General features: G+C 59.5%; 16 protein-coding genes and 1 riboswitch. Of the genes, 2 read left to right on the top strand and 14 right to left on the bottom strand.

The window, feature by feature from the left end:
* Positions 1-6: 6 nt before the first annotated feature.
* The 4 genes from J2887_RS11180 to wecB are packed head-to-tail and all read right to left on the bottom strand — an operon-like array spanning position 7 to position 4,723.
* Entirely contained in the window at positions 7-849 is an 843-nt protein-coding gene (locus J2887_RS11180; RefSeq protein WP_227171219.1) for a sulfotransferase family protein, read from the bottom strand.
* Positions 839-2,278, bottom strand: coding sequence for a glycosyltransferase (locus J2887_RS11175; protein ID WP_227171218.1), 1,440 nt, complete (start codon positions 2,276-2,278; stop codon positions 839-841). Before J2887_RS11175 ends, J2887_RS11180 begins: the two co-directional genes overlap by 11 nt.
* A 24-nt stretch (positions 2,279-2,302) precedes the next feature.
* A complete protein-coding gene (gene wecC, locus J2887_RS11170) occupies positions 2,303-3,568 on the bottom strand; it encodes a UDP-N-acetyl-D-mannosamine dehydrogenase (protein ID WP_227171217.1) in 1,266 nt (421 codons plus the stop codon).
* Between the two features lie 30 nt (positions 3,569-3,598).
* A complete protein-coding gene (gene wecB / locus J2887_RS11165) occupies positions 3,599-4,723 on the bottom strand; it encodes a non-hydrolyzing UDP-N-acetylglucosamine 2-epimerase (protein ID WP_228752812.1) in 1,125 nt (374 codons plus the stop codon).
* A gap of 330 nt (positions 4,724-5,053) precedes the next feature.
* On the opposite strand from wecB, the gene J2887_RS11160 reads away from it, so the two are divergent.
* Complete coding sequence (locus tag J2887_RS11160; RefSeq protein WP_227171215.1) at positions 5,054-6,013, top strand: glycosyltransferase family 2 protein; 960 nt, start codon at positions 5,054-5,056, stop codon at positions 6,011-6,013.
* A gap of 225 nt (positions 6,014-6,238) precedes the next feature.
* Positions 6,239-7,366 carry a hypothetical protein gene (locus tag J2887_RS11155; protein WP_227171214.1) on the top strand — a complete coding sequence of 376 codons (1,128 nt, stop codon included), beginning with the start codon at positions 6,239-6,241 and terminating at the stop codon, positions 7,364-7,366.
* 33 nt (positions 7,367-7,399) lie between these two features.
* On the opposite strand, the gene J2887_RS11150 is transcribed toward J2887_RS11155, so the two are convergent.
* From J2887_RS11150 to prsK, 10 genes are all read right to left on the bottom strand, one after another.
* Entirely contained in the window at positions 7,400-8,353 is a 954-nt protein-coding gene (locus J2887_RS11150) for a glycosyltransferase (RefSeq protein ID WP_227171213.1), read from the bottom strand.
* Positions 8,350-9,753, bottom strand: a complete 1,404-nt coding sequence (locus J2887_RS11145; protein WP_227171212.1) for a hypothetical protein — start codon at positions 9,751-9,753, stop codon at positions 8,350-8,352. The genes J2887_RS11150 and J2887_RS11145 overlap by 4 nt, the downstream gene beginning before the upstream one ends.
* Positions 9,750-10,412 (bottom strand): acyltransferase, encoded by a 663-nt coding sequence (locus J2887_RS11140; protein ID WP_227171211.1) that lies wholly within the window; start codon positions 10,410-10,412, stop codon positions 9,750-9,752. Before J2887_RS11140 ends, J2887_RS11145 begins: the two co-directional genes overlap by 4 nt.
* Positions 10,409-13,009: a hypothetical protein gene (locus J2887_RS11135; protein WP_227171210.1), complete on the bottom strand. Its 2,601-nt coding sequence runs from the start codon at positions 13,007-13,009 to the stop codon at positions 10,409-10,411. Before J2887_RS11135 ends, J2887_RS11140 begins: the two co-directional genes overlap by 4 nt.
* A gap of 88 nt (positions 13,010-13,097) precedes the next feature.
* Positions 13,098-14,591: a lipopolysaccharide biosynthesis protein gene (locus J2887_RS11130; RefSeq protein ID WP_227171209.1), complete on the bottom strand. Its 1,494-nt coding sequence runs from the start codon at positions 14,589-14,591 to the stop codon at positions 13,098-13,100.
* On the bottom strand, positions 14,591-16,057 hold the full coding sequence (locus tag J2887_RS11125) for an exosortase/archaeosortase family protein (RefSeq protein ID WP_227176104.1): 1,467 nt from the start codon (positions 16,055-16,057) through the stop codon (positions 14,591-14,593). The genes J2887_RS11130 and J2887_RS11125 overlap by 1 nt, the downstream gene beginning before the upstream one ends.
* Positions 16,058-16,212: 155 nt before the next feature.
* Positions 16,213-16,974, bottom strand: a complete 762-nt coding sequence (locus J2887_RS11120) for a DUF4114 domain-containing protein (protein WP_227171208.1) — start codon at positions 16,972-16,974, stop codon at positions 16,213-16,215.
* A gap of 44 nt (positions 16,975-17,018) precedes the next feature.
* A riboswitch (cyclic di-GMP riboswitch) is annotated at positions 17,019-17,099 on the bottom strand.
* Positions 17,100-17,434: 335 nt separating this feature from the next.
* The gene (locus J2887_RS11115; protein ID WP_227171207.1) at positions 17,435-20,053 is read right to left on the bottom strand and encodes a tetratricopeptide repeat protein; all 2,619 of its coding nucleotides are present in this window, start codon (positions 20,051-20,053) and stop codon (positions 17,435-17,437) included.
* Between the two features lie 63 nt (positions 20,054-20,116).
* Complete coding sequence (gene prsR / locus J2887_RS11110) at positions 20,117-21,493, bottom strand: PEP-CTERM-box response regulator transcription factor (protein ID WP_227171206.1); 1,377 nt, start codon at positions 21,491-21,493, stop codon at positions 20,117-20,119.
* A gap of 212 nt (positions 21,494-21,705) precedes the next feature.
* Entirely contained in the window at positions 21,706-23,838 is a 2,133-nt protein-coding gene (gene prsK, locus J2887_RS11105; RefSeq protein WP_227171205.1) for an XrtA/PEP-CTERM system histidine kinase PrsK, read from the bottom strand.
* Positions 23,839-23,840 lie beyond the last annotated feature (2 nt).

Below are 23,840 nucleotides of genomic sequence, written 5' to 3'. Positions count from 1 at the left end.
TGCGTCCTATTCCAGTACCCAGGATGAGGTATCGATACCAAACTCGCTCTGCAGTAAACGGCTGTCCTGCAGATAGAAACGCCGGAGTTTGTCGTGTTGGGCCTCGGTCAGGGCGGGTTTGCTGATTTCCTGGCCACCGATATCGCCGAGGCTGGCGACTGCTTTCTTGAAGGTGAAGGGCAGGTCCCGCTGCTCCAGATGGCGACGATAGAACTCGGAGATCCGCTTGCCCATGGGGGACTTCATAACGACCCGGTTGGTAGCGTTGTGGATACGGTTCAGGTCTGGGGCCTGATAGGTCTCATCGACGTTCAGGAAGCGATAGATGCGTTTGACCGTGTCGGCGGCATTGTGCTTCAGGTCTTCCATCGCAAACACCAGCAGCTGTTCGCGATCGAATTTCTGCAGATAGTGTTCCAACTGGTAGAAGTAGCGGCCTTGCCAGGCACTGGCCTCGTTGTCCAGGTTATCCAGAGTTCGCTCGAAGGGACGGCTTTCGATGCCGGTCTGAACGCGCTTCAGATAGTGGGAAAGGTAGCGCTCAAGGGGGTCGCGAACCACATAGATCAGTCTCATAGTTGGGTTGTAGTGGGCAATGCGGCCGGGTACATCGTCGGTGAAAGGCGCTTTGGTGTAGCTGGTGGAGGCTTCGCCAGCGGCCTTGATGCTGCTGGCGTTGGGGAAGCGGGATTCGTACCAGTCGAACCCCTTGTTCCAGTACGTTGGATTGGAGAAAAAATTCAGTTCTTTAACCTGGGACATGCCAATTTCGGGGTGGGGTTCCAGGTATTGGAAAAGGCTGGTCGTACCGGATCTTGCTGCGCCTATCACCACAAAATTAGGTTTCATGGGGCTGCCTTTCGCGACTGAGACTGAGTAGGGTCTGGATCAGGTCCTGAGTGATGTTCTCAATCAGGAAACGGCTCCGATTCGGGTACGCCTCGTCAATGCCGGCACCCGTCGCAACTCGTTGTATACGATTAATAAGATAGTCCACGATGGCCTGATGTTCCTCCTGCGCCAGGCAGGTACCGAGCTGATATTTTCTGACCAGATTGGCAAGCGCGCCGTGATCGGGCGTGATGTGCAGAATGGGCTTCTCCAGCGCCAGGTAGTCGTAGAGCTTCGACGGTACCTGGGTTTTGGTGCCGGACTGGATATTGACCACAATGTCAGCACCGGCAAGATCACCCAGACACTGACGGTACGGCTGGGCGGGTTTGACGATCAGCGACCCCTGCTCGATCAGATCGGCGTAGCGGTCGTGGACATCGTAATCCAGCGACAGGTCACCAATCTGGGTGAACACCACCTTCTGGTCCGTCTCGGCCAGCTGGCCGTTGACCTCGCGGATGGCATCCAGCAACGACGCCGGGTCGCGGACGCCATACAGGAAGCCGGCGTGGCACAGGTTCAGCGTGCCGGCCTGATTGGGTGTGGTGGCATTTGGCAGGTCCTGGAAATCAGATTGATCAATTCCGTTCGGCATCACCAGGAACTTGTCCGGATTGACCTCGGGATAACGCTCGAGGAATTCCGTCATCAGCGGTTCGGTGTTGAGAGACACCGCCGAGGCGTGCATTACGATGCGGCGCTCCAGTTTGGCGCTCAGACGGTCCAGCCAGGGCCCTTTGGACTGATGGAACGGGTTGTTGACCCAAGGGTCGCGGAAATCGGCCACCCAGGGCTTGCCACTGACCAGACTGATCAGATAGCCCACCAGCAACCCTGACCAGGGAGAGCCAGTGGCAAAGATAACGTCAACCTGACCACGTCGGACCAGCCGCCAGCCGCGAAAAAACGCCGGCAGAATCCACGGGCCGGCCTGGTCGGGAAAGTAGCAGAGGTTGTAGATGAAGTCCTTCAGCTGCTGCAGTCGGCCACGTTTGCCGGCGCCATCAGCTTCGGATTTGAACACCACCTTTTGCGGTTGGGTGGCGGATGCCTGGCTAGTATCCTCCGTCGTACCGGAGGAGCGAACCCGGGACAGCAGAGACTTGATCAGCCCCCTCAATGCGAGCAGTAGCTTGAACAGGTCCCAGCCTTTGACCCGGTGGATGGTCTCGCCGTTGACGGGCAGTTGCACGTGGCTCAGGGCGTTGTCGCCATCCGCTACGTCCTGATCGTTGGTCAGTACGTGGCATTCGCCATTCTCAAGGTTTCTGAGAAATTTCAGGGTGCGCATGCTACCTGGCACACCGGTACTGACGGTCGGAGGGTAAAAGTACGCAATGAACAGCGCCTTGGTTCCCTGAAGATCGGCCTTGGGGGAAGTCATGGAAACATCTCGCTTGCCGGGTTTTTAGTTAACAAGTCCAACAGTATCAATAAGCTGCGGAATTCTTTTTATCTCGTTTCTGGCTTCTGTGAAAGGCTTGTGCCTGACCAGAATGCAGACAATGTCGGCTTCTTCCAGAGCCTCCACCAGCGAGGCTTTTCGCAGGTTGGGGCGGCTGAGGTGGTCCGGCAGCGTGCGGACGTTGGGCTCGACCACCAGCACCTGGCAACCCAGTTCAGCGATGGCCCGGGTGATCTTCAGCGCAGGGCTTTCCCGAAGATCGTCGATGTCTGGCTTGAAGGCGACGCCCAGGCAGGCAACCTTGATATCCTGGCGGGTGCGACCGGGCAGATCCCGGTGCAGAGCTTCCATCATGCCGGTGACCTTCTGCAGCACCCAGTCCGGCTTATGGTCATTGACCTCCCGCGCCAGCCGGATAAGTCGGGCCTGCTCCGGCGCACTGTCCACAATGAACCAGGGGTCAACAGCGATACAGTGCCCGCCCACGCCGGGGCCGGGGCTGAGGATGTTGACCCGGGGGTGACGATTTGCCAGCCGGATCATCTCCCAGACATTGATGTCCAGGCGATCACAGATCAGCGACAGTTCGTTGGCGAAGGCAATGTTGATGTCGCGGAAGCTGTTTTCGGTGAGCTTGGCCATCTCCGCGGTGCGAGCGGTGGTGGTGATGCAGTCGCCCTGGACCACCTTTTTGTAAAGTTTCAGCGCTTCGGTGGCACAGGTTGGGGTAATGCCCCCGATCACCCGGTCATTCTCCACCAGCTCCCGTATCACTTGGCCCGGCAGCACCCGCTCCGGACAATGGGCAATGCGGATATCCGAGGCATCACCGGCCTGGTGGGGAAACGTCAGGTCTGGGCGCTCTTCCGCCAGCCAGGCGGACAACTGCTCTGACGTCCCCACTGGTGATGTGGATTCCAGCACCACCAGGTTGCCTGCCGCCAGAACCGGAGCGATGGCCCGCGCGGAACTCTCGACATAGGCCAGATCCGGTACCTTGTCGTCCTTAAACGGGGTGGGGACAGCGATCAGGAAGGCATCGGCCGGTTCCGGTTGCGTCGCGGCTTTCAGGTAGCCTTCGGTAACGGCAGCTCTGACCACGATATCGAGCGAGGGCTCGACAATGTGAATCTCGCCCCGGTTGATGGTATCGACGGCCTGCTGGTTCACGTCCACCCCCAGCACCTGGATGCGCCGGGAGGCGAACACCGCGGCGGTGGGGAGGCCGACGTACCCAAGCCCCATTACTACGATCTTACTGACATTCATGGTCCTGTTCCTTGAACTGCTGATCGGCTGTCATCGAAGGGTTTGTGCCAGACTGGCGATGATGCGCTCGCAGGCCTGACCGTCACCGTAGGGATTGTGAGCCCGGGCCATGGCGTCGTAGGCCTGGGTATCGTTGAGCAGAGCCTCCACGGTGCCGGTGATGGCCTCGACGTTGGTGCCCACCAGTTTCACGGTGCCTGCGTCCACCGCTTCCGGGCGTTCCGTGGTATCCCTGAGCACCAGTACCGGCTTGCCGAGGGAAGGCGCTTCCTCCTGAATGCCGCCGGAATCGGTGAGTATCAGGTGGCTGCGCTGCATCAGGTAGACAAACGGCAGGTAGTCCTGGGGCGCAATCAGGTGGACGTTTGGTGTCTGGCCAAGACGTCTGCGTACCGGTTCCTGAACCTGGGGGTTGAGGTGAACCGGGTACACCACGTCGCACTCCGGGTGATTTGACGCGATGCGGGCCAGGGCGTCGCAGATCCGCTCGAAGCCGCCGCCAAAGCTTTCCCGTCGATGGCCGGTGACGAGAATCAGGCGACGATCCGCGGCCAGGAATGGAAAACGTCCGGCGAGTTCGGCCTGCAGTTCCGGCGCACGCTGAATGCGATCGGCGACATTGAGGAGAGCGTCAATCACGGTATTGCCGGTAACGGTGATGAGTCCGTCTTCCACGCCTTCGGCAAGCAGGTTCTGACGGGCACCATCGGTTGGCGCGAAATGCAGGTTGGTCAGGGCTCCAGTGAGACGGCGGTTGCCTTCTTCCGGCCACGGGGAGTAAAGGTTGCCGGTTCGCAAGCCCGCCTCGACATGGCCAATGCAGGTTTTGTGATAGTAGCCCGCGAGGCTGGCCGCGAACGTGGTGGTGGTGTCGCCATGAACCAGCAGGCAGTCCGGTCGCACCTCCTGCAGCACCCGGTCAACCCCGGCAATGACCCGTCCGGTCAGCTCTGCAAGACTCTGTCCGGGTTTCATCACATTGAGGTCGAACTGGGGTTCGATGGTGAACAGATTCAGCACCTGATCCAGCATCTCCCGATGCTGGGCGGTGACACACACATAGGACTCGAAACGGGAATCGTCGCCGAGCGCCTGAACGAGCGGAGCCATCTTGATGGCTTCCGGACGGGTTCCGAAGACAGTGAGAACCTTCATCAATGTCCTTCCATGGTCCGATACATTTCGGATAAAATTTGTTACAAAAGTTTACCAGATAAATGCCGGTGACTGCATAGCACAATTATCAGCATCGCGATGAAACTGGATGGAACGGGTATCGGACGATATACCTTTATATAGCAGCCGGCGGTCAGGTTTGCCCGATCGCGAGTGACGGGCTAATGGCGGGCGAGTGATGGCCAAGCTGATGGACAAAGCAGCCACCAGCGAATTCTGAGGCGACAGGGAAGGGAGCAGGCGCGAGTGTCGGAAACATCAGTACCAGGGGATTTAGCGGCAGCGGGCGACGCTGATCGCGCGGTCGGCATGACAGTGGTGATCCCGGCCCACAATTGCGAGCAATATATAGAAGAGACCATCGCCAGTGTGGAGGCCCAGACTCTGCCGCCGGTCGAGGTGATTGTGGTTGAGAACGCCTCCAGCGACGGTTCCCGGGAACTGATTGCCCAGTTGGCGGAAGAAAGCCATCTGAAAATCCGGTTGGTGACGACGGATTGCCCGGGCGTGTCCAACGCCAGGAACCTGGGCTTCTCCCTCGCTCACACACCGCTGGTTGCCATGCTGGATGCTGACGACCGCTACCTGCCTGGATTCCTCAATTCGGCCTCTGAAGCATTTTCCCAACAGCCAACGTTGTGCCTGTTCTTCGGAAACCGCAGACCGCTGCGTGATGGCGAGGTGGTTGATGAGCCCTTTCTGGAGCGCACGGGGCTGCCCTCACTGGCATTTACGCCATTGGCAGGGGACAGCCGGCTGATCAGCGACGGACTGTTTGAGCTTTTGCTTCGGGGCAGCGTGGTGTCCTGCAGTGGAGCGGTTGTTCGACGTTCCGCTGCCTATCGGGCGGGCCTGTTTCCGATTTCGTTGAGTTCCAGCGAAGATCGCTGCTTCTTCAGCCGACTGGCGCTGGAAGGTCCGGCGGCCTACACCCTGGCACCAACGCACCACTACCGCAGCCACTCAGCCAGCAAGACCGGCAGCAGTGGCTGGCTCGAGATCCGGCGCAACATGGTGCGCTGTCTGGCCCAGCTCCAGCTGGACACGCTGGAACGGGGGCTCACCGCCGCTCAACGTGAGGCACTTCAGCAGGCGTTCAGCCAGGCACTGGCCGGATTTCACTATTCGGCGGCGGACAACGGCCTGGCCAGCTTTCTTGATGCCCGCGCCTGGAGCCGCCGGGCCGGGTTGCCGGTCACCCGGTCGCCAAAACTCTGGCTGAAGGCGGTAAAAAACAGCATCGGTCGACAACAGCCGGCAAATATATAACGGAAGGGGATATGGTGGCGGTATTCAGCAGAACTCTTTCTATAGTGCGTCTGTGCGCCATAACATTCGGTGCTAGACTTTGTGTAATTGCGACCTATCCGTCGCAGGCGCTTTCGGTTGACGAGTCGTGATCCAGGACCTGCCAGGGCCGTTGGTTTGGTCACAACCACAGGGACAGGAATCCTTTACCCTAGATCAAGGGTTGCATGTATAGGGCTAAAAACTATGAATATCTCTAAATTGGCTTCAGGTCTGGTACTGGCATTGGGTATGAACTCGATCGCCATGGGCGAAGCCGGCGTGATCTTCCAGGACAACTTTGACAACCAGCCGGATTTTACCTCCACCATGCATTCGACCGAGTCAGCACAGGACGCGAGCCTCGGATTCACCCTGCCGGACGGTTGGACTCACCTCTATCAGGGTACCCGCTGGTCTCCGGAGACCGGTTATCCAAACAACCATGCCTCCCTGGAAATACTGGCATCCAATGCCGATAAGGCCCGCGGCGGTAGCGGTAAGTCCGCGGTGTTCTGGCGGGAATCCTACACCCCGGATTCCGGCTGGGCGATGTGGAACTCTGACAGCCAACTGATGAAGATCCTGGACCGGGGGTACGACCAGCTCTACGTTGAGTTTTATATCCGTTTCTCAAAGGAATGGTGGAACCGCACCAACGCTTCCAGCTATACCTCGAAAATGTTCCGGGTCGGCCATTGGAATGGTCAGGGTACGCCCTACAGCGGCTATCGTGGCGACCTGGGGCCCATTGCCTTCTGGGATTACAAGCGTGACAACTACGGTCTCCGGCATGTGATCGCCTTCCGCGGCGGGCCGCCCCAGACCGACAACTACTACTTCAAGGATCAGTACCGCCGTGGTGAATCCCGCAACTACACCTCCTCGATAGAAGGCCAGGAAGAGGGGGGGACTGATCCGAAGCTTCAGGATCAGGTCTATGGCGGCAACATTGTGGATTACAGCGGCATCGTGGAGCACGACCAGGTCTTTGGGGATGAGAACCGCTGGACCAAGGTAGGCTTCTACGTGAAGATGAATTCATCACCGGGCGCCACCGACGGTATTTATCGGATATGGGTGGATGGGCACCGGGTGCTCAACCGAACCAACGTCCCCTGGACCATGGACAACCCGGAGAACCGGATGGTCAAGTGGAACTACTTCGCCATCAGTGGCAACGACTATTTCCAGGCGGAGCCCAATAATCAGAGATTCGAGGACTGGTACGCTATTGATGACTTGGTGGTGATGGACGACTACCCCGGTTCAACCGGCGGCGTGGGCGATGGCGTGATGCCGCCGAATCCGCCCCAGAACATCACGGTGGAATAGCGTTCTAACGATTTCAGCGCGGTTTGAAAGGCCTCAGGCGACTTGGCGGTGCCTGAGGCCTTTTAATATCCCGAGGCTGCGCCCGACCAGGTAGGCGAGGTCGAGCAGATAGATCCGTACCAGTGCGGCTGGGCCTGGTGGTCGCCGGAAACCTGCCCTCATTAACCTTTTGGCAGTCAGTACCATTGGCAACAGCAGGCTGAACACCAGCAGCCCGAGCCCAATTGAGGGCAACAGAGCCAGGGCCGCCAACGCCGTTAACAGGCACACCAGAAATACGCTCACCAACAGGAACACTGGGTCCCGGATCGAATCCTGAATGCGGGCGAGGTAGTTCTCCGCATGCCAGCTTTGTCGACGAATGAACTCGCCAAGGGTGAGGGCATTTCCCAGATGGACGACGCTTAAGTGGTCGTCGAAGCGCAGCGGCAAGCCGGCCTGGATGACCTGGTCCGACAGCATGGAATCCTCTCCGGAGCTCACCTGTTCGTTGAAACCACCGAGTTTCTCAAACGTGTGTCGGGCAATGAGGATGGAGGCTCCTATGAGCTTGGAGGGCAGTGTGGTGGGACGATCCGGGGCGGAAAGCAGCCAGTATTTCTCGACCCAGACCGGGTCTGGCCGCAGTTTACAGCCACCGCCAAACACCGACCCGGGATAGGCCGCAATCAGCGCCTCGGCGTGAGCCAGCCAATCCGGTGACAGCAGGCAGTCACCGTCAATAAACACCAGAAACTCGCCGCGACTGTGTCGGGCGCCATGGTTGCGCACGGCGCCCACTTTGCCATCCGGAAACTCCAGTACCTGCACGCCGGCAAAGCCGCGGGCCAGCGCAACGGTGTTGTCGCTAGAGCCATTGTCCACCACGATGACTTCGACGTCGTCACGCTGGCCGATGCCCTCGCGGATTGAGGTCAGGCACTGGCCAATGTATTGGGCTTCATTATGGGCGGGTATCACGATGGAGAAGCGGTATTGAGTGGTCATGCCTGATCCATTGCCTGAGATTCCTGTGGCGATGAAAGCTCGCGGATCACCGCCCGAAACTTGCCATTGGCCCCCCGGGGAATCCGGTCCACCTGCTGTACGGTGATGGCCAGCATCCCGGCGGTGCGTTTGCTCAGGTTGTCCTTGAGCGTCCGCAGTTCGGCGGGATCGAGATCCGGCTGCACCACCACCTTGATGGTGCAGTGATCTTTGGCGTCCTGGACAATCTGGGCTTCGGCGATGCCGTTGAGGCCCTTGAATATGTGGTCCAGTCGCCCGATACGGCGACCATCGGGCGTTTCGACGTAGTCGTCGATGCGACCATTGATGCGGGCAAGGCTGGCGGGCCGTACCGGTTGGTATGCCGGTTCCAGCAGTTGGGCTGTATCACCGATGCGGTACCGTAACAGTGGCATGGTGGTATTCGTCAGCGTGGTTGCTACCAGGGTGGCAGTTTCGGCCCCCGTCGTCTCATCCGGAATGGCTTCGGTGATGCCCAGCACCGGGTTGAGCCGATAGAGCCCTTCACTGTCCTGTCCGGCAAACAGGGCGTACTCGGCCGTGCCATAGTAGTCTCGAACCGGGCAACCGAACACGGACTCAATCACTGTTCGCTGCCAGTCCAACAGGGTTTCGGAGTTGGTGACCACCGCCCGTGGCTGAAAACCGGGGCGGGTTCCTGTCTGCTGGTAGTGGTTGGCCAGGTCGGCAATCGCCGACGGATAGCCAATCAGCTCCATGGGCTGAAAATGATCCAGCGCCTGTTGATACCAGGGAAAACTGTTGTCATTGAGGTGGTAACTGGAGAACAGCATCTGGTTCTCCGCCCGGTTAAAGCGGGCAAAGGGGGGCGTTGTGCTCTCAGCGGGCTGGACCATGCGTCCGGCGAAGGTGGCCCGTCGGGCGCCAAAGGGAACCCCATGGTATTCCTCGAATTCCACCAGCAGTGCCATGGCGAGTTGGTAGGTGCGGCGGTTCACTGCCAGCGCCAGCGGAGTGCCGGTCGACCCACTGGTATGCTGGATCATAAAGGGCTGCTCACCGGCCGCACGGAATCGTTCGGGCTCTGCGCGCAGGGTTGCCTTGTCGAGGATGGGCAGTTTGGGCAGGTCCCGGGTGGCGGTGAAATCCTGTTCGGTCAGCCCCAGTTTTGCAAACAGGGACTGATAGTAGGGGACGGAACGGCGACAGTGTCGCACCATTTCATGGAGCCGTTCGGCCTGATAGGCCTCGATCTCATCGGCATCCCAGTGACGTGCCTGGCGCACTTGCTCGAGCAACTCACGATAACCGCCGGTATAGCGTTTCCGGTAGAGGTTATAGCCATAGGCTGACACCAGCAGATTCTGAAACCAAACCGGTGAGCCATCGTAAACACGCTGAACAAGTCCGGCGGTCATGGCGACGTTTCCTCCCTGACAGTACCCTCAGCGCTGGAACCCCGTTGTTCGCCGTCAGCGTCATGTGCCTGCTGGTAGCGGTTGCGCAGGCGGCGAGCCGGGTTGCCAACCAGAATGTCGCCGGTTTCGAATTCGGCGACCACCACGCTGCCGGCGGCGACGATGCTGTGATCCTTCACTGAGGTCAGTACCACGGCCTGATTCCCGAGCCAGCAGTCGGCACCAATCGATACTTTCTCAAAACTGCCTCCCTGCTCACGAATGGGCTTGCCGGGATCGCTGAAATCATGCTGTCGGCTGCCACTGAGAATGTGTACGCCACTGCCCAGCAGTGTATTGGGACCGATAAAGCATTTGCCAATATTGCACTGGGGCCCGATGTACACGCCGGATTGAATGCTGGTGTCCCGATGCGACAGAACGGTCAGAAAACCAATGGAAATGTCGTCGGAGGTGTCGGGGCAGGCGAGTCGATAGAAGGCTGCCCGAAGGTAGATGCCCAGCTTCCCGGGGACCAGGCTCACAGTCTGGGAGAACGACTGAAACACGCCATCCCGGTTTCCGGCGAGACCCATCAGGTGGCACAACAGCCACAATGGCAGGGCGAGACCCAGGAACACTGATTTCACTGCCCGTTTGATCACCTGCCGGCTGTTCATGAGCGATCCAGCCTCGCGTTGAGCCAGGCCTTCTCCCGAGCCGGCCGAAAGCCCACGATTCCGCTGATCAGACGTCGGGTCATCCGTGCCAGCAGGTGTGACCAGGTCATGATGGGCGTCGATAGAGTGGCGATTTCCTGCTCGTTCGGTTCTTCCTGCTGGCATGGCATGGGCAGGGGCTGTTGGTGGGGACCGTGGTTCTGCATCAGGATCACCAGAAGGCGAGTGAAATGGGCTTCCTGGCTGTCAGCCAGGGTGTCGGTAACCTGGTCGAGCCAGTGTTTTCCCTGGGCCAGGAAGTCAGTGCGTTGGTCCGGGAACAGGCCGCCCGCCTGGTACATCAGCATGGCCTTGCGGATATCCTGGGCGACCCAGGTATCGTTGGCGAACTCCAGTGGTTCGGGGTCCTCAAGAAATGGCCGTTCGTGAGTTCTCATCCATTGCGCATAGTGACGGAACGCCGAGAGCGCGAACTGGTACGGACCGTCCGTACGGTTGAACTGGCGCTTGAGGTTGAGGTATTTCACCAGGCTGGCGAGCAGCACCAGATAGGACCAGCCGGTCTCGACGTCGAGCAGGTCCCGCTGGGCGAGGTCATCATCCGGGTGGATGGTGTCCTGAATCACTGATTCGCAACGCGCCAGCCAACGCGATTCGCCGGTAAGCAACCAGGCATCGAGCAGGGCGTTGAGGTAGTTACCGGTTCCCCGGGTGAACGGGTAACGGTGTTTGAGCGGCGCCTTGCCCTGGAGCAGATCTTTGAGCTTGGGGACGTCCTGTTTCTTCAGTGCCAGCAGTTGCTCCAGCAGTCCGCCTTGCCCCTCATGAATCGTCACCATCCACTCCGCCAGTTCCAGCACGGCATCCCGGGAACGGTCATTGCCTGTTAAGTAGTAGTGATACAGCAACCCACTGGTGTAACAGTGTTCCGCTGCTGGACCGCCACCAGTCTGGCCGGGAGTTGAGCTGGTGTGGTTGTGTTGGCTGAAGGTGCGATGGGTGGCGGTATGGGCATCCAGATAGTGATCGGTGTGCCAGAAAAGGCCGTTGTTGTATTCGAAGCGGTCTTCCCGGGTATGGTAGATGTCGATGTCGGTGACATGGCAGGCCAGATCGTCCATCAACTCATACCAGCGCTTATCGCCGGTCAGCGCAAACTGGCGGGCAAAGCCCTGAATCGGATCGTACTGGTTGTTGTAGTGAGAAATCAGAGGCGGCTCACCAGGCTCCTGATACAGCGTTTCATGGTCGGCAAACAGGTCGCCGAAATTGCGCCAGCCATACTCGTCGATGATTTTCCGTTTGGCGAAAAACCCGGTATCTGGATCGAGACCCCGCTGGATCAGCGCCTCCAGGGCTCCGGGTTTGGCGTCGGCCTGGAAGTGGTGGAAGACCTGGCAGGTTTCGACATGGGCAGTTTCCAGTACTGGGCAGAGCGGCTGCTGGGTCCAGTCCAGCGCCTGGGCATCGTCCCCCCAGTGAAGGTAAGCGGTCCGGGTTTTCCGTTCTCCGCCCTGCAACTCATGACAGTCCGCGGTATCGCCGGGGAAGAGTTCGATCACCAGGCCATCGCTGTCAGCGCCAAGCTTGCTTGGAAAGTTCTGCCAGAAGCGCTCCAGACTGGCCTGCAGGGTGGTATCCGCTCGGGTAAAACCGAGGATCGGGCTGGCCTGATCACCGCCTTCCGGAGGCAGGTTGCCGATATTGACCCGGTAACCCCGGAACCGGGGCCGGCTGACGCCATCGGCCCCGATATGGTTGCGGCTGTGCCAGTTGTCAAAACCACTGGATTCCTGCAGCAGACTGATGGTATCTGCAGACGTCCGGATTTCTGCCAGTGGCGTTGGTTTCAGCCAAGCCTGATGCGGCCGCTCGGCGGACTCCCGGTCCACGTGCAGTGCCAGGCTCCTGAAGCGCAGTGAGCCTTCGTCACCCAGGTCCCAGAGCCCACCTGAATGCCTTGCTCGCCTCGGGTTGTGTAAACAGATCTCTGTAGCCAGGGTGCGGCCATGGTCCAACAGGTCCAGGCGGCAATGGAAATGCGCCACAGCCTTCTTCTCTCCGTCACCCCGAGGGTCGAGGAAGTACCCGCTGGTGTGGAATCGGCGGCTGATCAGGCCCTTGCCAGCCAACGCCCAGCTGGTGTCGAGGGCTCCGCGGTACTGGGTGCCATCTTCGCCTTCAAGAACGAGGGAACAACGGGCCTTCTGATCGTTGTTCGGGGCATTGAAGCGCCAGCTTGGCTGATTGTCGTCAAACTGCAGATTGTCTGGCCAGGAGGGCGTTTCAGCCTGAAGGGCTGGCGCTTGCTGGTGCTTTAACTGGAGGGTCAGAGACTGTCGGGCATCCAGATTGAGCAGGAATTCCAGCAATACCCAGCGGAGGCTGCCATCTGGCCAACGGCCAGTGACGGTAACGTCGCAGGGGACCGCCGTTTCCTTTCGTTCACCTTGTCCCGGTCCTTGCTCCATCGAAGTGAGTGTAAGTTCTTCGGTCTGGTGGACCTGAGAGCGGGCAATGGGCACGCCGCAGCGTATCCGCTCCCGTCGCCGGTTGAGGCCGTGGTGTTCCTGAAGCTGTATCGAAATGGGGGTCACGGTTGCGCTACTACCTGAACTGTCAAAGTATGCGAGTTATTGAAAGAATAGCTCTTTTTTTGTGTTACATAAAGTTACATTCGGCTCGTTAACGGGCATCGCCGGGGTGTCGGTTCCTTGTCAGCAGACTTCCCAGCAACTCCTGCACCTGCCGGAATTCCTCGGTATGGCGGAGGATCAGCAGGCAGGCCACGATAAACACCGCGCCATAACTCACCAGCACCAACGGGCCCATCCAGAGCAGCTCGATCACTCCGATCGGCTCGCCTGCGGCGGTCAGTGAAGACCGTCCAGCCAAGGCGAGAAAGGCCGCGAGCGCGGCCAGCAGGGCAGTGGCCGTTGGCAAACAGAGGAAGGCCAGGCGTTGCAGGCCAAACTGGCACCAGCGATTCAGTAACAGCATCAGGGCGGCGGTTGTCAGCACCGCCAGCCAACCCCGCAACCAGGCCATGGTGTCGAGGTTGCTGCTGCCATAGAGCAGGAGGGCCGCGATGATGGTTAGTGTGGAGATCACATCAAACCAGAACAGGGGCTTGACCCGCCCCTGGGCGATTACGGCGTCGCTGGTCAGGGCGAACAGACAAAACGTGAAAAAGAACAGGCCAAAAGGACGCAATAGTGGGCCATAGGCCGCCCAGTCACTGCCCAGCAACAGGGCGACGATGGCCTCTGGAAACAGCATGATGATGGCAGTGATCGGGGTGAGCAGGGTAATCATGATGGCCAGGCTGAGGCGCACCCGATAGGCTAGCACCTCGGCCTGATCCTTGCGCTCGGCGATCGCCGCCAACAGCGGCTCACTCATCGGGATAATGGCGGACAGCGCCGGCAACAGGCTGATCTCCCGTACCAGGTTGTAGCCACCAAGCTTCTCGGTGCCGAAGAAGCGGGACACCAGCAAGTTATCAATCTGGGATCGGGTGAACCCGACCAGGCCACGCATCAGCAACCATTGGCTGAACTGCCATTGCTCCCGGGCATGGACCAGGGTCCATCGCGGCCGGAAGCTGTGGACGCGATAGGACCCGACCGCCAGTATGACCGCCGACACCACATTGCCGGCAATGATGGCCCAGTGATCCGGACGCACCAGCGCCAATCCGATGACCGTGATGAACGACAGGCTCTTCTGCCACAGCGTCAGTCGGAACAGCGGGCGGTAATTGATCTCCCTGGCCAGCTTCATCATTCCGGGAGTTTTGAGGGCCCGGATTGGCAGTGTCAACGCCGCTACGCTCAATGCCAGGGTTAGTTCCGGGGTGTCGAAATAGCGGGCAAGCGCCGGCGACGAGGCGATGATCAGTACCGCCACCGAGGACTTGATCACGACGTCGAGACTCCACGCGGTGTGGAGGTCGTCATCGCTGAGGTGCTTTTTCTGGACAATGTACTGCTGGTTCCCGGTTTCGACGAGAAGCTCAAAGAACTGCAACGCAATGGTGACCAGGGCAACGATGCCGAAATGCTCGGGGGTGAGCAGGCGGGCCAGGATCAGCGTGCTGATAATGCCCAGCCCACGCTGGACTACCTGCAGGCCCAGCAGCAGGGCGGCGCTTCTGATGACCCGGAATCCGGCTGACACTAGCTGTTTGATCCGTCGATTGTCTGGGGCGCCTCATCCCTGGGGTGCAGCGTCAAGGTAGCAAGTTGCGCTTCCATGTCCAGCAGGGCCTGGTCACAGCTGAGCCGATCGCAGGCCAGTTGCGCAGTAACCAGCGCGAACCGGCTCTGGCCACTTAGGGTTGCCGGTATCTGAAGTAACTTGGCCTGTTGGTAGCTCTGCGCCCGGAACTGCCCAACCTGATACCACTGGGCCAGCACGACCTGTTCGCGGGTAAAGATATTGCGGTAGAGGCGGGCCCCTTGAGGGCTGGTTTGCTGTAACTGCCAGGTGTCCTTATCAACCGGGGGGCGTAGGTAGGGAACCAGTTTGTCATTGCTCTGGCGTTTCTGGGTCTGGGCCAGGGAATACCAGAACGGCCCGGATTGCCAGACTTTCTGGTCAAGATTGCCCGGTAGTTCCATGGGCAGCGGCAGTCCGGCACTGGCCTCCACCCGGGCATCGACGAGCTCCAGGGTCCAGGGTGGTTTCGGGTTACCCGGGGCCTGGAAAAACGCCAGCGAAACGGGCCCCAGCAGAGCGGCTGCAACCACAAAAGCGAGTGCCGGGCGACGGATCGAGCCTGGTGCTTTGATGTGTCCCGGTTGGCGACGTTTGACCGGTGCCAGATACAGAGCAGGCCCGATAAAGAAAGCAAACACCACCCAGCCGAGGAATTCGTGATCGGTGATCAGGGCACTTTCCATATCCGTAGCGTAGGCCACAACCACCAGGATGGTGATGCGTACCCAGTTGGCCAGCAGGCCGAGGGCCACCGCAACGCCCAGGCATGCAAGCCAGCCGCGCCAGCGATAGTCGTTGAGAACCGCCGTTACCATCGACAGCAGAATGGCGATGGCGAAGTAACGAATGCCGGAACAGCCATCGGCGATGACCAGGCGGCCATAGGGCAGGGTGATGTAATGCCCCTCAATCAATGCGGTCATCCCCATCCATTGCACCCAGGTGCCCACGACCGCGCTGGCCATTGCCACCAGTGGTGGCACCAGGTCGGCCCAGATTGGCAGGGACAATGACAACAGCAGCAGGTATGGAAGAAACGCACGGGTAGCCGCCCAACCCAGCAAGGTCCAGCAGGTGGCTGCCAGCCCTACTGGAAGAAGCAGGTAGGCGAGGGTGTCGATACGTGCCAGTTCAATCAGTAGCCAGACAAGAACGGTGGCCACAAGCGCGAGGCCGCCACCCAGGGAGGCTTTGTTCAGAGAAATCGAGGGTGTGTCTGCGTTGCGGGCTGTCAGGGGCGGGTGCAGCAGTAACAATCCGATGAACAACGCTGCGGTGGCCAGACCGTGGACCAGCACCTGTTCAAACTGCAACCACTTTGACAGCAAACGCCACCAGGTGGGGTAAAAAAGTATCAGGCTGATCAGTGTGACCGTTAGATAGGGTACAGCCTGGGGCAGGTTCGTGTGCGCCTTCCTTAACATCGACATCCGGGGTCCGCCTGACCTGAGCGACTACGTTACAGCATACTGGGTATTCGCCGCCGTTCAACAACCTGGGCTTAACCGGCGGTGATTTGGCCCTGGCAGAGCCAATAAAAAAGCCAGCCGAAGCTGGCTTTGGGATACTACTTGCTGGCTTACGCCTTTTTACGACGGGCCGCGCCCAGACCGGCCAGGCCGAGACCGAGCAGCGCCAAGGTTCCCGGCTCGGGAACAGGCAGTACGGACTCAACCATCACCACCAGGTCATTGAAGTCCTGGTCGCCATCGGCGTAAAGCACGTCTTCCCAGCCGAGGATGAACTCGTTGTCAGTCCAGGTGCCGGCGAAGTAGCCAGGGATGTTGATCGTGTCAACGTCGTTGCCCTGCAGGGCCACCATCTGATCAGAACCGTTGGTGTTCAGATCGCTGTCTGAGAAGAAGGTGGGACCGGAAGCGCTGCCCAGATAGTAGCCGAACTGGTTGCTGGAAAAGTCGATGCCAGTGTCGGAGCCATTGATACCAACCGAACCATCGGCCAGGAAGCTCAGAGTTACCTGGCTGCCGAAACCGTTGTTGGGGCCGTCGCTGCCGGAAAACAGTTCAACGAAGGTCGTTGGATTCGAGCGATCGTAGACACCGAATGTGTTTGACCCGGAATTGCCCGCAACCTCTACTACGAAGGTGCTGACACTGCCGCCTGAGCCGGTAATGCTCCAGTAGCTGTCCAGACCGTCATCCAGTTGATCCGCGTTGACATCAATGGAAGAACTTCCCGGGGTTGGTGCGGTGGTGATTGCGTCAATCTGGCCCTGCAGACCGGTACCAACGCCGTCATCGCCATCATTACTGACATAGACCGCACTGGCCGAGGAAGCCCAGGTCAGTGCCATTGCTGCAGTCAGGAGTTTCAGTTTCATGGAATTGTCTCCAATTTGTCACTAATTCCTTGTATCCATCTCTCTTGTGCAGCCAGGCCGTCTCTATTGTTTTGAGATCCTTGGCTTTCCGTCCCACCCTCACAGATGGTTTGGCCGGTGGGTGAGCTTGTTCAAACCCCTCCCTGCCGAGTAATAAGCGATTACCGTGCCAATGTTGTAGCTAATTGATTTTCTGAACTTTCCGGGGTGCTCTGTAATGGGCATGTAAAAGAAGCTGACAAGCAGGGTGTGGTAGAGCACCAACACTGTTACGCCCACTGTGCCTGGAATTGGCCGCTTGGTACGGCTAGTGAGCTGTTTTAACGATAACTCTTCTGGGTGAGGGTGGTGAGAGGAAGACCTGTTCCGTGGGGTGTACAAAGTCTGACGCTGGGTTTTGCGGGCATGTAACCCACCGATGACAGACGTAGGCGCTGTCATCGGTGGACGGTGTCTATGCCTATAGTGCCTGTTTCACCTGTTCCAGATGGTCGGCAATTTCTTCGCTTTGTGGTGCTGCTGCCAGAGCCTTTTCAATGGCTGCCATTGCTTCCTGGTGCTTGCCCTGCAGATGGAGTACCCAACCGTAAGTGTCCAGCACAGCGGGGTTGTCCGGTGCCAGCTCGCTGGCCCGTTGCGCCAGCTCCAGCGCTCGTGCCGGCGAGGACTCCCGGAGTAGCCAGGCCAGGTTATTCAGCGCCAGTATGTTGTTGGGTTGCCGATCCAGGACTTCCTGGTAGTGTCGGGCTGCTGCCGCATCGTTGCCCTGTTGCATCAGGTAGTTGGCTCGTTTCATCTGGGCCTGCAGATTGCCGGGCGCCTGGCCCGCCCAGGTCTGGGTGAGTTCGTCCACGCGATCCGGGTCCTGGGTCTCAGCCAGACTGATCAGTGCTGGCAACATGCGCTGATCTTCACTGGCCTGCCATTGCTCTTCCAGATACCGATAGGCCTCGTCGGCCCGATCCATCTGCTGCAACAGCGAGGCCCGGCTGACCACAATTTCAGGTCGGGTGCCGAATCGCTCTTCCACCTCATCCAGTTGCGCCATGGCCTCTTGCTGCTTGCCTTCGAGTTGGTAGAGCCGCGCTGGCAGCAGTGCGAAGCCCAGATGTGCCGGTTGCAACGCAATGGCCTGGGTCGCGTTGGCCTGGGCGTCGGCCCAGTTTTTATCACCAATCAGGCCCTCCGCCTGCGCCACCAGCAGACGGGCTTTGGCGTGTTTGACTGGCTCAGAGGCGGTGTCTGCGTCGATTCCGGCCAGAGTGTTGGCCGCTGCGTCCAGCTCGCCCTGACGCACCTGAACCATGGCAATCAGCGCCGCACCGCTGTTGCTCAGCTCTGGATCATCACCGGTCTGCGACTTCAGCCATTCAGCGACTTCCTCCATGGAATGGGTCATGGCGTACAGTCGGCCGGCCTGTCGCAGGGGTTCCAGATTCTGTGGCGTGAGTTTCGCCGCCTTGATCATGGTCTCCGCTGCTGCCTCGGTGCGTTCCAGCTTGGTTTGCAGGTTGGCGAGGGCAATAAGGCCCGGCTGGTAGTTGGCCTGCTTGGTGGTCAGCTCCTTGAGCCTGGCCAGGGCGCGTTCGTTGTTTTCCAGGCCGGCATCGACAAGGCTGGCCATCAGAATGGCCTGGGGCGAGTCCGGATACCCGTTAAGTAGGGAATCGCGAATCTCCCTCGCTTCGCCCAGTTCATCCTGCCTTAGAAGCTCGCCAACGTAGGAGCTGGTGGTAGGCCAATCCGACGGGTTGTTTGCAAACGCCATTCGTAGTTGTCCCAGTGCCTGCTGCGGCTGACCTTCCGACAGATGGTGGCGGGCAAGGGCCAGGTTCAGGCGTGTCATCTGGGGGTTTAGCCCCAGGGCCTTGCTGATACTGGCTACGCCCTCATCCGCGCGCCCTGGCAGAGACAACGCCAGCACGCCGTGCATGGCGAGCAGATCCGGATCGTTGGGTCTGGCCTCGATGGCGCGGCTGAGATTGGCGAGGGCATCTTTGCGTTGGCCCTGTTCAACCTGCGCCAGGGTAGCGGCGCGAATGAAGGGAGTGGGGGAGGTTTCAGGGTCCAGGTTGTCGGCCAGCAGACCCGCGCCCTCACTCAGGTCCCCCAGTTGCAGGTTGAGGGCGCCAAGCATCAAGGCGGCCTGCTCATTCTCCGGGTCCAGCTGTAGCATGTCCTGCAGGGTGACCCGGGCTTCTTCCAGATTGCCGGACTGGATCGCTGAAACCGCGGCCTTGGCGCGTTCGCGAGCGTCGGTGTCGGTGTTCTCCGCGAGGATACGGTTGTAGAGCTGGGCCTCGGTAATCCGGCCCTGCTGCGTCAGGGCCTGGGACAGCAGCGTCAACAGGTCTCTGCGCACCGGCAGGAAGACATCAACGCTGGGCAGTGCCCCCGTTGCCTCGGTAAGCACCTCGATGGCCGATTCGACCTGACCCTGTTTGTACAGAGCCAGACCTTTCAGGAATAGCAGTTCCGGGTCAGGGTTCTGCGGGTCGAGGGCATTGTCGGCTGTCGCCACTGCCTGGTTCGCGTCTCCCAGGTCGATGCGGGAGCGCAGTATGCCGATCAGAGCCTCCCGGTTATCCGAACTGCGCTCATGGACGGCCTGGAAGCCGGCCAATGCCTGTCGGGGCTTGCCTGACTGCCGCAGGGCCTCGGCCCGAACCAGCTCGTGCTCCAGTTCCGCCGCTTCCGATTCCGGTTCTATGCGGTCCAGGGTCTCAACCGCCGAGAGGTGCTTGCCCCTGGCGAGGTAGGCCTGGGCCAGGGTGAGGGCGACCGCCTGGGTTTGATCTTCAAGCCAGGGCTCAAGAAGATCGGATGCTTCCCGTGCTGCGCCAAGTTCCAGATACAGCGAGGCCAGTTGAACCAGGTGGTTCACGTTGTTGGGTTCTTTCTGGATGGCATTCTTGATTTCGAGAAGCGCCGGGCGATACTGGCCCTGCTCAACGTAGGTGTCGCTGCGGGCGATGTGGGACAGCGCCTCGGACTTCTCAGCCTGGTCTCCGCAACCGGTCAGCATCGGCAGCGGCAGGGCCAGCGCTCCAATCAGCAGTAGATGACGGAAGTTGGTCATGAACGTATTCCCTGTTGGTATTTTATTGTGAGGCCATTCGCACGATCTGGTGGCGCCGACAGACTAGCCGGCGCTGGACGCCTCCGGTGACGTTTCGATCCGGTACTTGTCCGTCAGGTTATAGAGGGTGGGGCGGGTAACGCCGAGCAGGCGTGCTGCCTGAGCCATGTTGAAGCCGCTGCTTTGCAGGGCTTGCAGAATGGCCTGGCGTTCTGCGGTTTCACGCACCTGGCGCAGGTTGATGGCATCCTGACCTGAGCTCGTCGGGGCCTCCAGCTCAAGGTCGGAGGCGGTCACCCGTTTGCCTTCCGCCATGATGGTGGCACGCTTCACCTTGTTGATCATCTCCCGCACGTTGCCTGGCCAACCATAGGTATTGATGGCCCGAACAGCGCATTCCGAAAACGTCAGATTGGGACGCTCCATCTGCTTGCCGAGGGATTTCAGCAGCGAATGGGCAATCACCAGCGCGTCACCATCCCGCTCTCGCAGTGAGGGCACGTCCAGGGTGATTTCGCTGATGCGGTAGTAGAGATCCTCGCGGAAGTCGCCACTGTCGATCAGTTGCCGCACATCCCGGTGGGTTGCGCACACAACCCGTACATCAACCGGTATCGGGTTGACGCTGCCGACCCGGTCGATCAGCCGTTCCTGCAGAAAACGCAGCAGCTTTGCCTGCAGCGGCATGGGCATGTCGCCGATCTCATCCAGGAACAGGGTGCCGCCATTGGCGCTCTCGATCTTGCCTTTCTTGCTCTGGGTGGCGCCGGTGAAAGCGCCTTTCTCATAGCCGAACAGCTCACTCTCAAGCAGATTTTCCGGTATCGCGGCGCAATTGATGGCGGCAAAGGGCTTGGTGGCCCGGTGGCTGAGGTCGTGCAGTGCTCTGGCGAGCAACTCCTTGCCGGTGCCGGTTTCGCCGGTAATCAGTGTGGTTACGTCTGTTGGGGCAACTTTCTCCAGGGTGCGGCAAATGGTCAGCATCTGCGGGCTGGCGGCGACAATGCCCTTGATGTTGGCACCATTGTTCTGGCGGTTGAGCTCCTGGTTTTCCTGCTCCAGCTCCGCCAGGCGAAACGCCCGATTGACCACGAACGAGAGAATGTCGGCGTCCAGCGGTTTTTGGTAGAAATCGCTGGCCCCCATGCCAATGGCCTTGACAGCGTTTTCCTTGTCTTCACGGCCGGTAACCACGATGACTTTGGTTTGTGGAGCGAGGCGAAGAATTTCATCAAGCAGGGCGAAGCCCTCGGAGGCGCCGCCGGGATCGGGTGGCAGGCCCAGGTCGAGGGTAACCACCTCGGGTTCATGCCTTCTCAGGGCGGCCATGGCAGCCTCCCGGTTGTCGGCAACCGCCACTTCCAGGTCATCACTGAAACACCAGCGCATCTGGCTCTGCAGGCCTGGGTCATCCTCTACGATCAAGAGTCGCTTAGTCACAACTGCAACAAGTCCTTGTACTGTCTGGATAGATCAAGTACCGGGCCCTGTGCGGCTGAACCTTTGTTTTGCCAGCCCGTGAGGGGGTGGCTTAGCGCGCGAGCAACGTTGAGCCCCGGTACACTCTCGGCACGATTTCTCGTTACCGTCGATTCTTAACTGTAGTTTAGGCTATTGCAATCGTCTCTGGACGGTTTTTTGGCACTCGACGATCAGCTGGCGGTGTTAATGCGCTTTGGTGACTTGATTTCGTCGTTTTCTGTGGTTTGTTGCGAGGTTGGCGCGTTGGGTTGGGCCAGCGGCAGACGCACCGAAAAGCACGAGCCGACCCCTGGCTCGCTGGTCACGTCGATGTTGCCGCCAATCTTGCGGATATACTCGCGGGCCTGATAGGCCCCGATACCCATGCCGGTAAGGCCTTTTGTGCTCTCAAACGGTTTGAACAGCTGGAACTTGATGAATTCCTCACTCATGCCACTGCCTGTGTCCTGAATGAACAGCACTACCTGGCCCTGGGACGTTTTCAGGGTCAGTGTGACTTCTCCGGTTGGCGGTGTGGCATCCTGGGCGTTTTTCACCAGATGGCCCAGAACGTTACGCAGCTGGTCAGCGTCGGCGTGAATCAGTACCCGGTCCGGATTGCCGATCAGTTGCGGAGCAGGCTGGTCGTTGCTGTGGTGCTCCAGCAGTTGCTGGACAACCGCAAAGAGATCGATCGTGGCGGTTTCGTTGCCGCTGTCCTCTGGCTTGCGGATATGCTCCACCAGGTTCGACATCTTCCGTACCGCGTGCTCCGTGGTTCGAATCATGTCGTCGATAAACTCAGGATTGTTCCGGTGCCGATGGGCGTTGTTCACCAGCAGGCCAAGCTGGGCGATCAGGGTCTTGAGGTCGTGCACCATAAACGCTGAGGCTTTGCTCACGGCCTCGAACTGCATGGCCCGGGACAGCCGGTTCTGGGCATCAGCTTGCGCCAGCAGGTTACAGGTCTGGCGCGCGACTACCTTGATCAGGTCAAAGTTCTCCCAATTCAGCTCAACTTTGGCGTAGGGGCTGCCAATCAGTGTCAGGCCGTAGAACGAATTATCCAGGTACATGGGGATAACCAGCCAGCCGTCGGTGAACTTGGTGATGGCGTCGGGAATCTCCAGCAGGTTATAGCGCACTGGATCTTGCCGGTACTCCGCCAGGTTGATGATCCACTCACGCTCCTGCAGGAATCGGATCAGCTCGGATTCGCCATCGATGGTGGTGTATTTGGGAGGCGTCATGTTGGTGGCAGCCTGAAGGGCAAAGTTGCCATCTTCGTCCCGCAGCCAAAGGACGCCGGAATTGCTGTCCACCAGGTCGCCAAGGATGCGGATCACCCGCTCCGGCAGGGGTGGAGCGTCCCCCAGATCCGCCAACTCCCGGGTCATCTTCAGCCACTCGTCTCGGTAGTCGTACTTGTAGTCGAAGAAATTCTGACTGATGAAAATCATGATCCGGGCGCGTACTCGGCGGGAAGTGACCAGAATGAGGAACGCCGCCAGGGACAGGGTGATGAACAAAACCTGCAGGGCTTCGCCCCAATCACCGCCCATGACCTTGACGTAGTAGCCGCCAAGTGCAAGAAAAATCAGATAGATACCGGCAAAACTTAATGTGCCGACATGGTAAACGGCGTTGCGTGACAGCTGGAATTCCACCGGCTGCTTGCGGGTATTGATGACATTTACCGCGAACAGCGGCACCAGGAAGGCATTGATGAAGCCGCGGGCGTCCCAGAACGAATCGGCGATCTGGCCAAACAGCAGGGCATCGGCGTACATGAAGAAATCAAACGCCATCAGAGTGGCGGTGCCAACGCAGATGTACTTCATGCTGGAGCGGCCGAGGCTGCCGCAGTTGCGCCAGATTTGCTCCACCAGAGACAGGCCGAGCAGCGACAACGCGATCTGGCCCACCACCTTGGTCTTGCCATCCAGCAGGGCAATGCCGAAGGCATATTCCAGGACGCCGGAGGCAAGCAGCAACAGGACCAGCGTGATGGTGGCGTTGCTGAGCACGGTGCGAACCTTGCCCATGAACTGGCCGGAGCGTCCGGCATCCCGCAGCAGTGCCAGCAGCACGGCAATCCAGGCGGCGTCGCGGATCAGCTCCAGCAGGTAGCGCAGGAAAAAGCCAGGCTGCTGCCACAGGCTCTGGCTCACCAGCGAGAATGCCCAGATGGCGGACACCAGGGCGGCGAGGAACATGGTGCGATCCACTTCGCGACGCAGGTACTTGCCGGCAATAAGAATGGCGAGCAGCAGGTATGACAGCACTGCTGCAGAGTGGCTGATTACACCAAGGTCGGTCGCCATAG

Source organism: Marinobacter sp. CA1, assembly GCF_020546665.1.
Lineage (GTDB): Bacteria > Pseudomonadota > Gammaproteobacteria > Pseudomonadales > Oleiphilaceae > Marinobacter > Marinobacter xestospongiae.
Note: the sequence above shows the minus strand (reverse complement) of the source record. Positions and strands in the feature narration are given on the sequence as shown.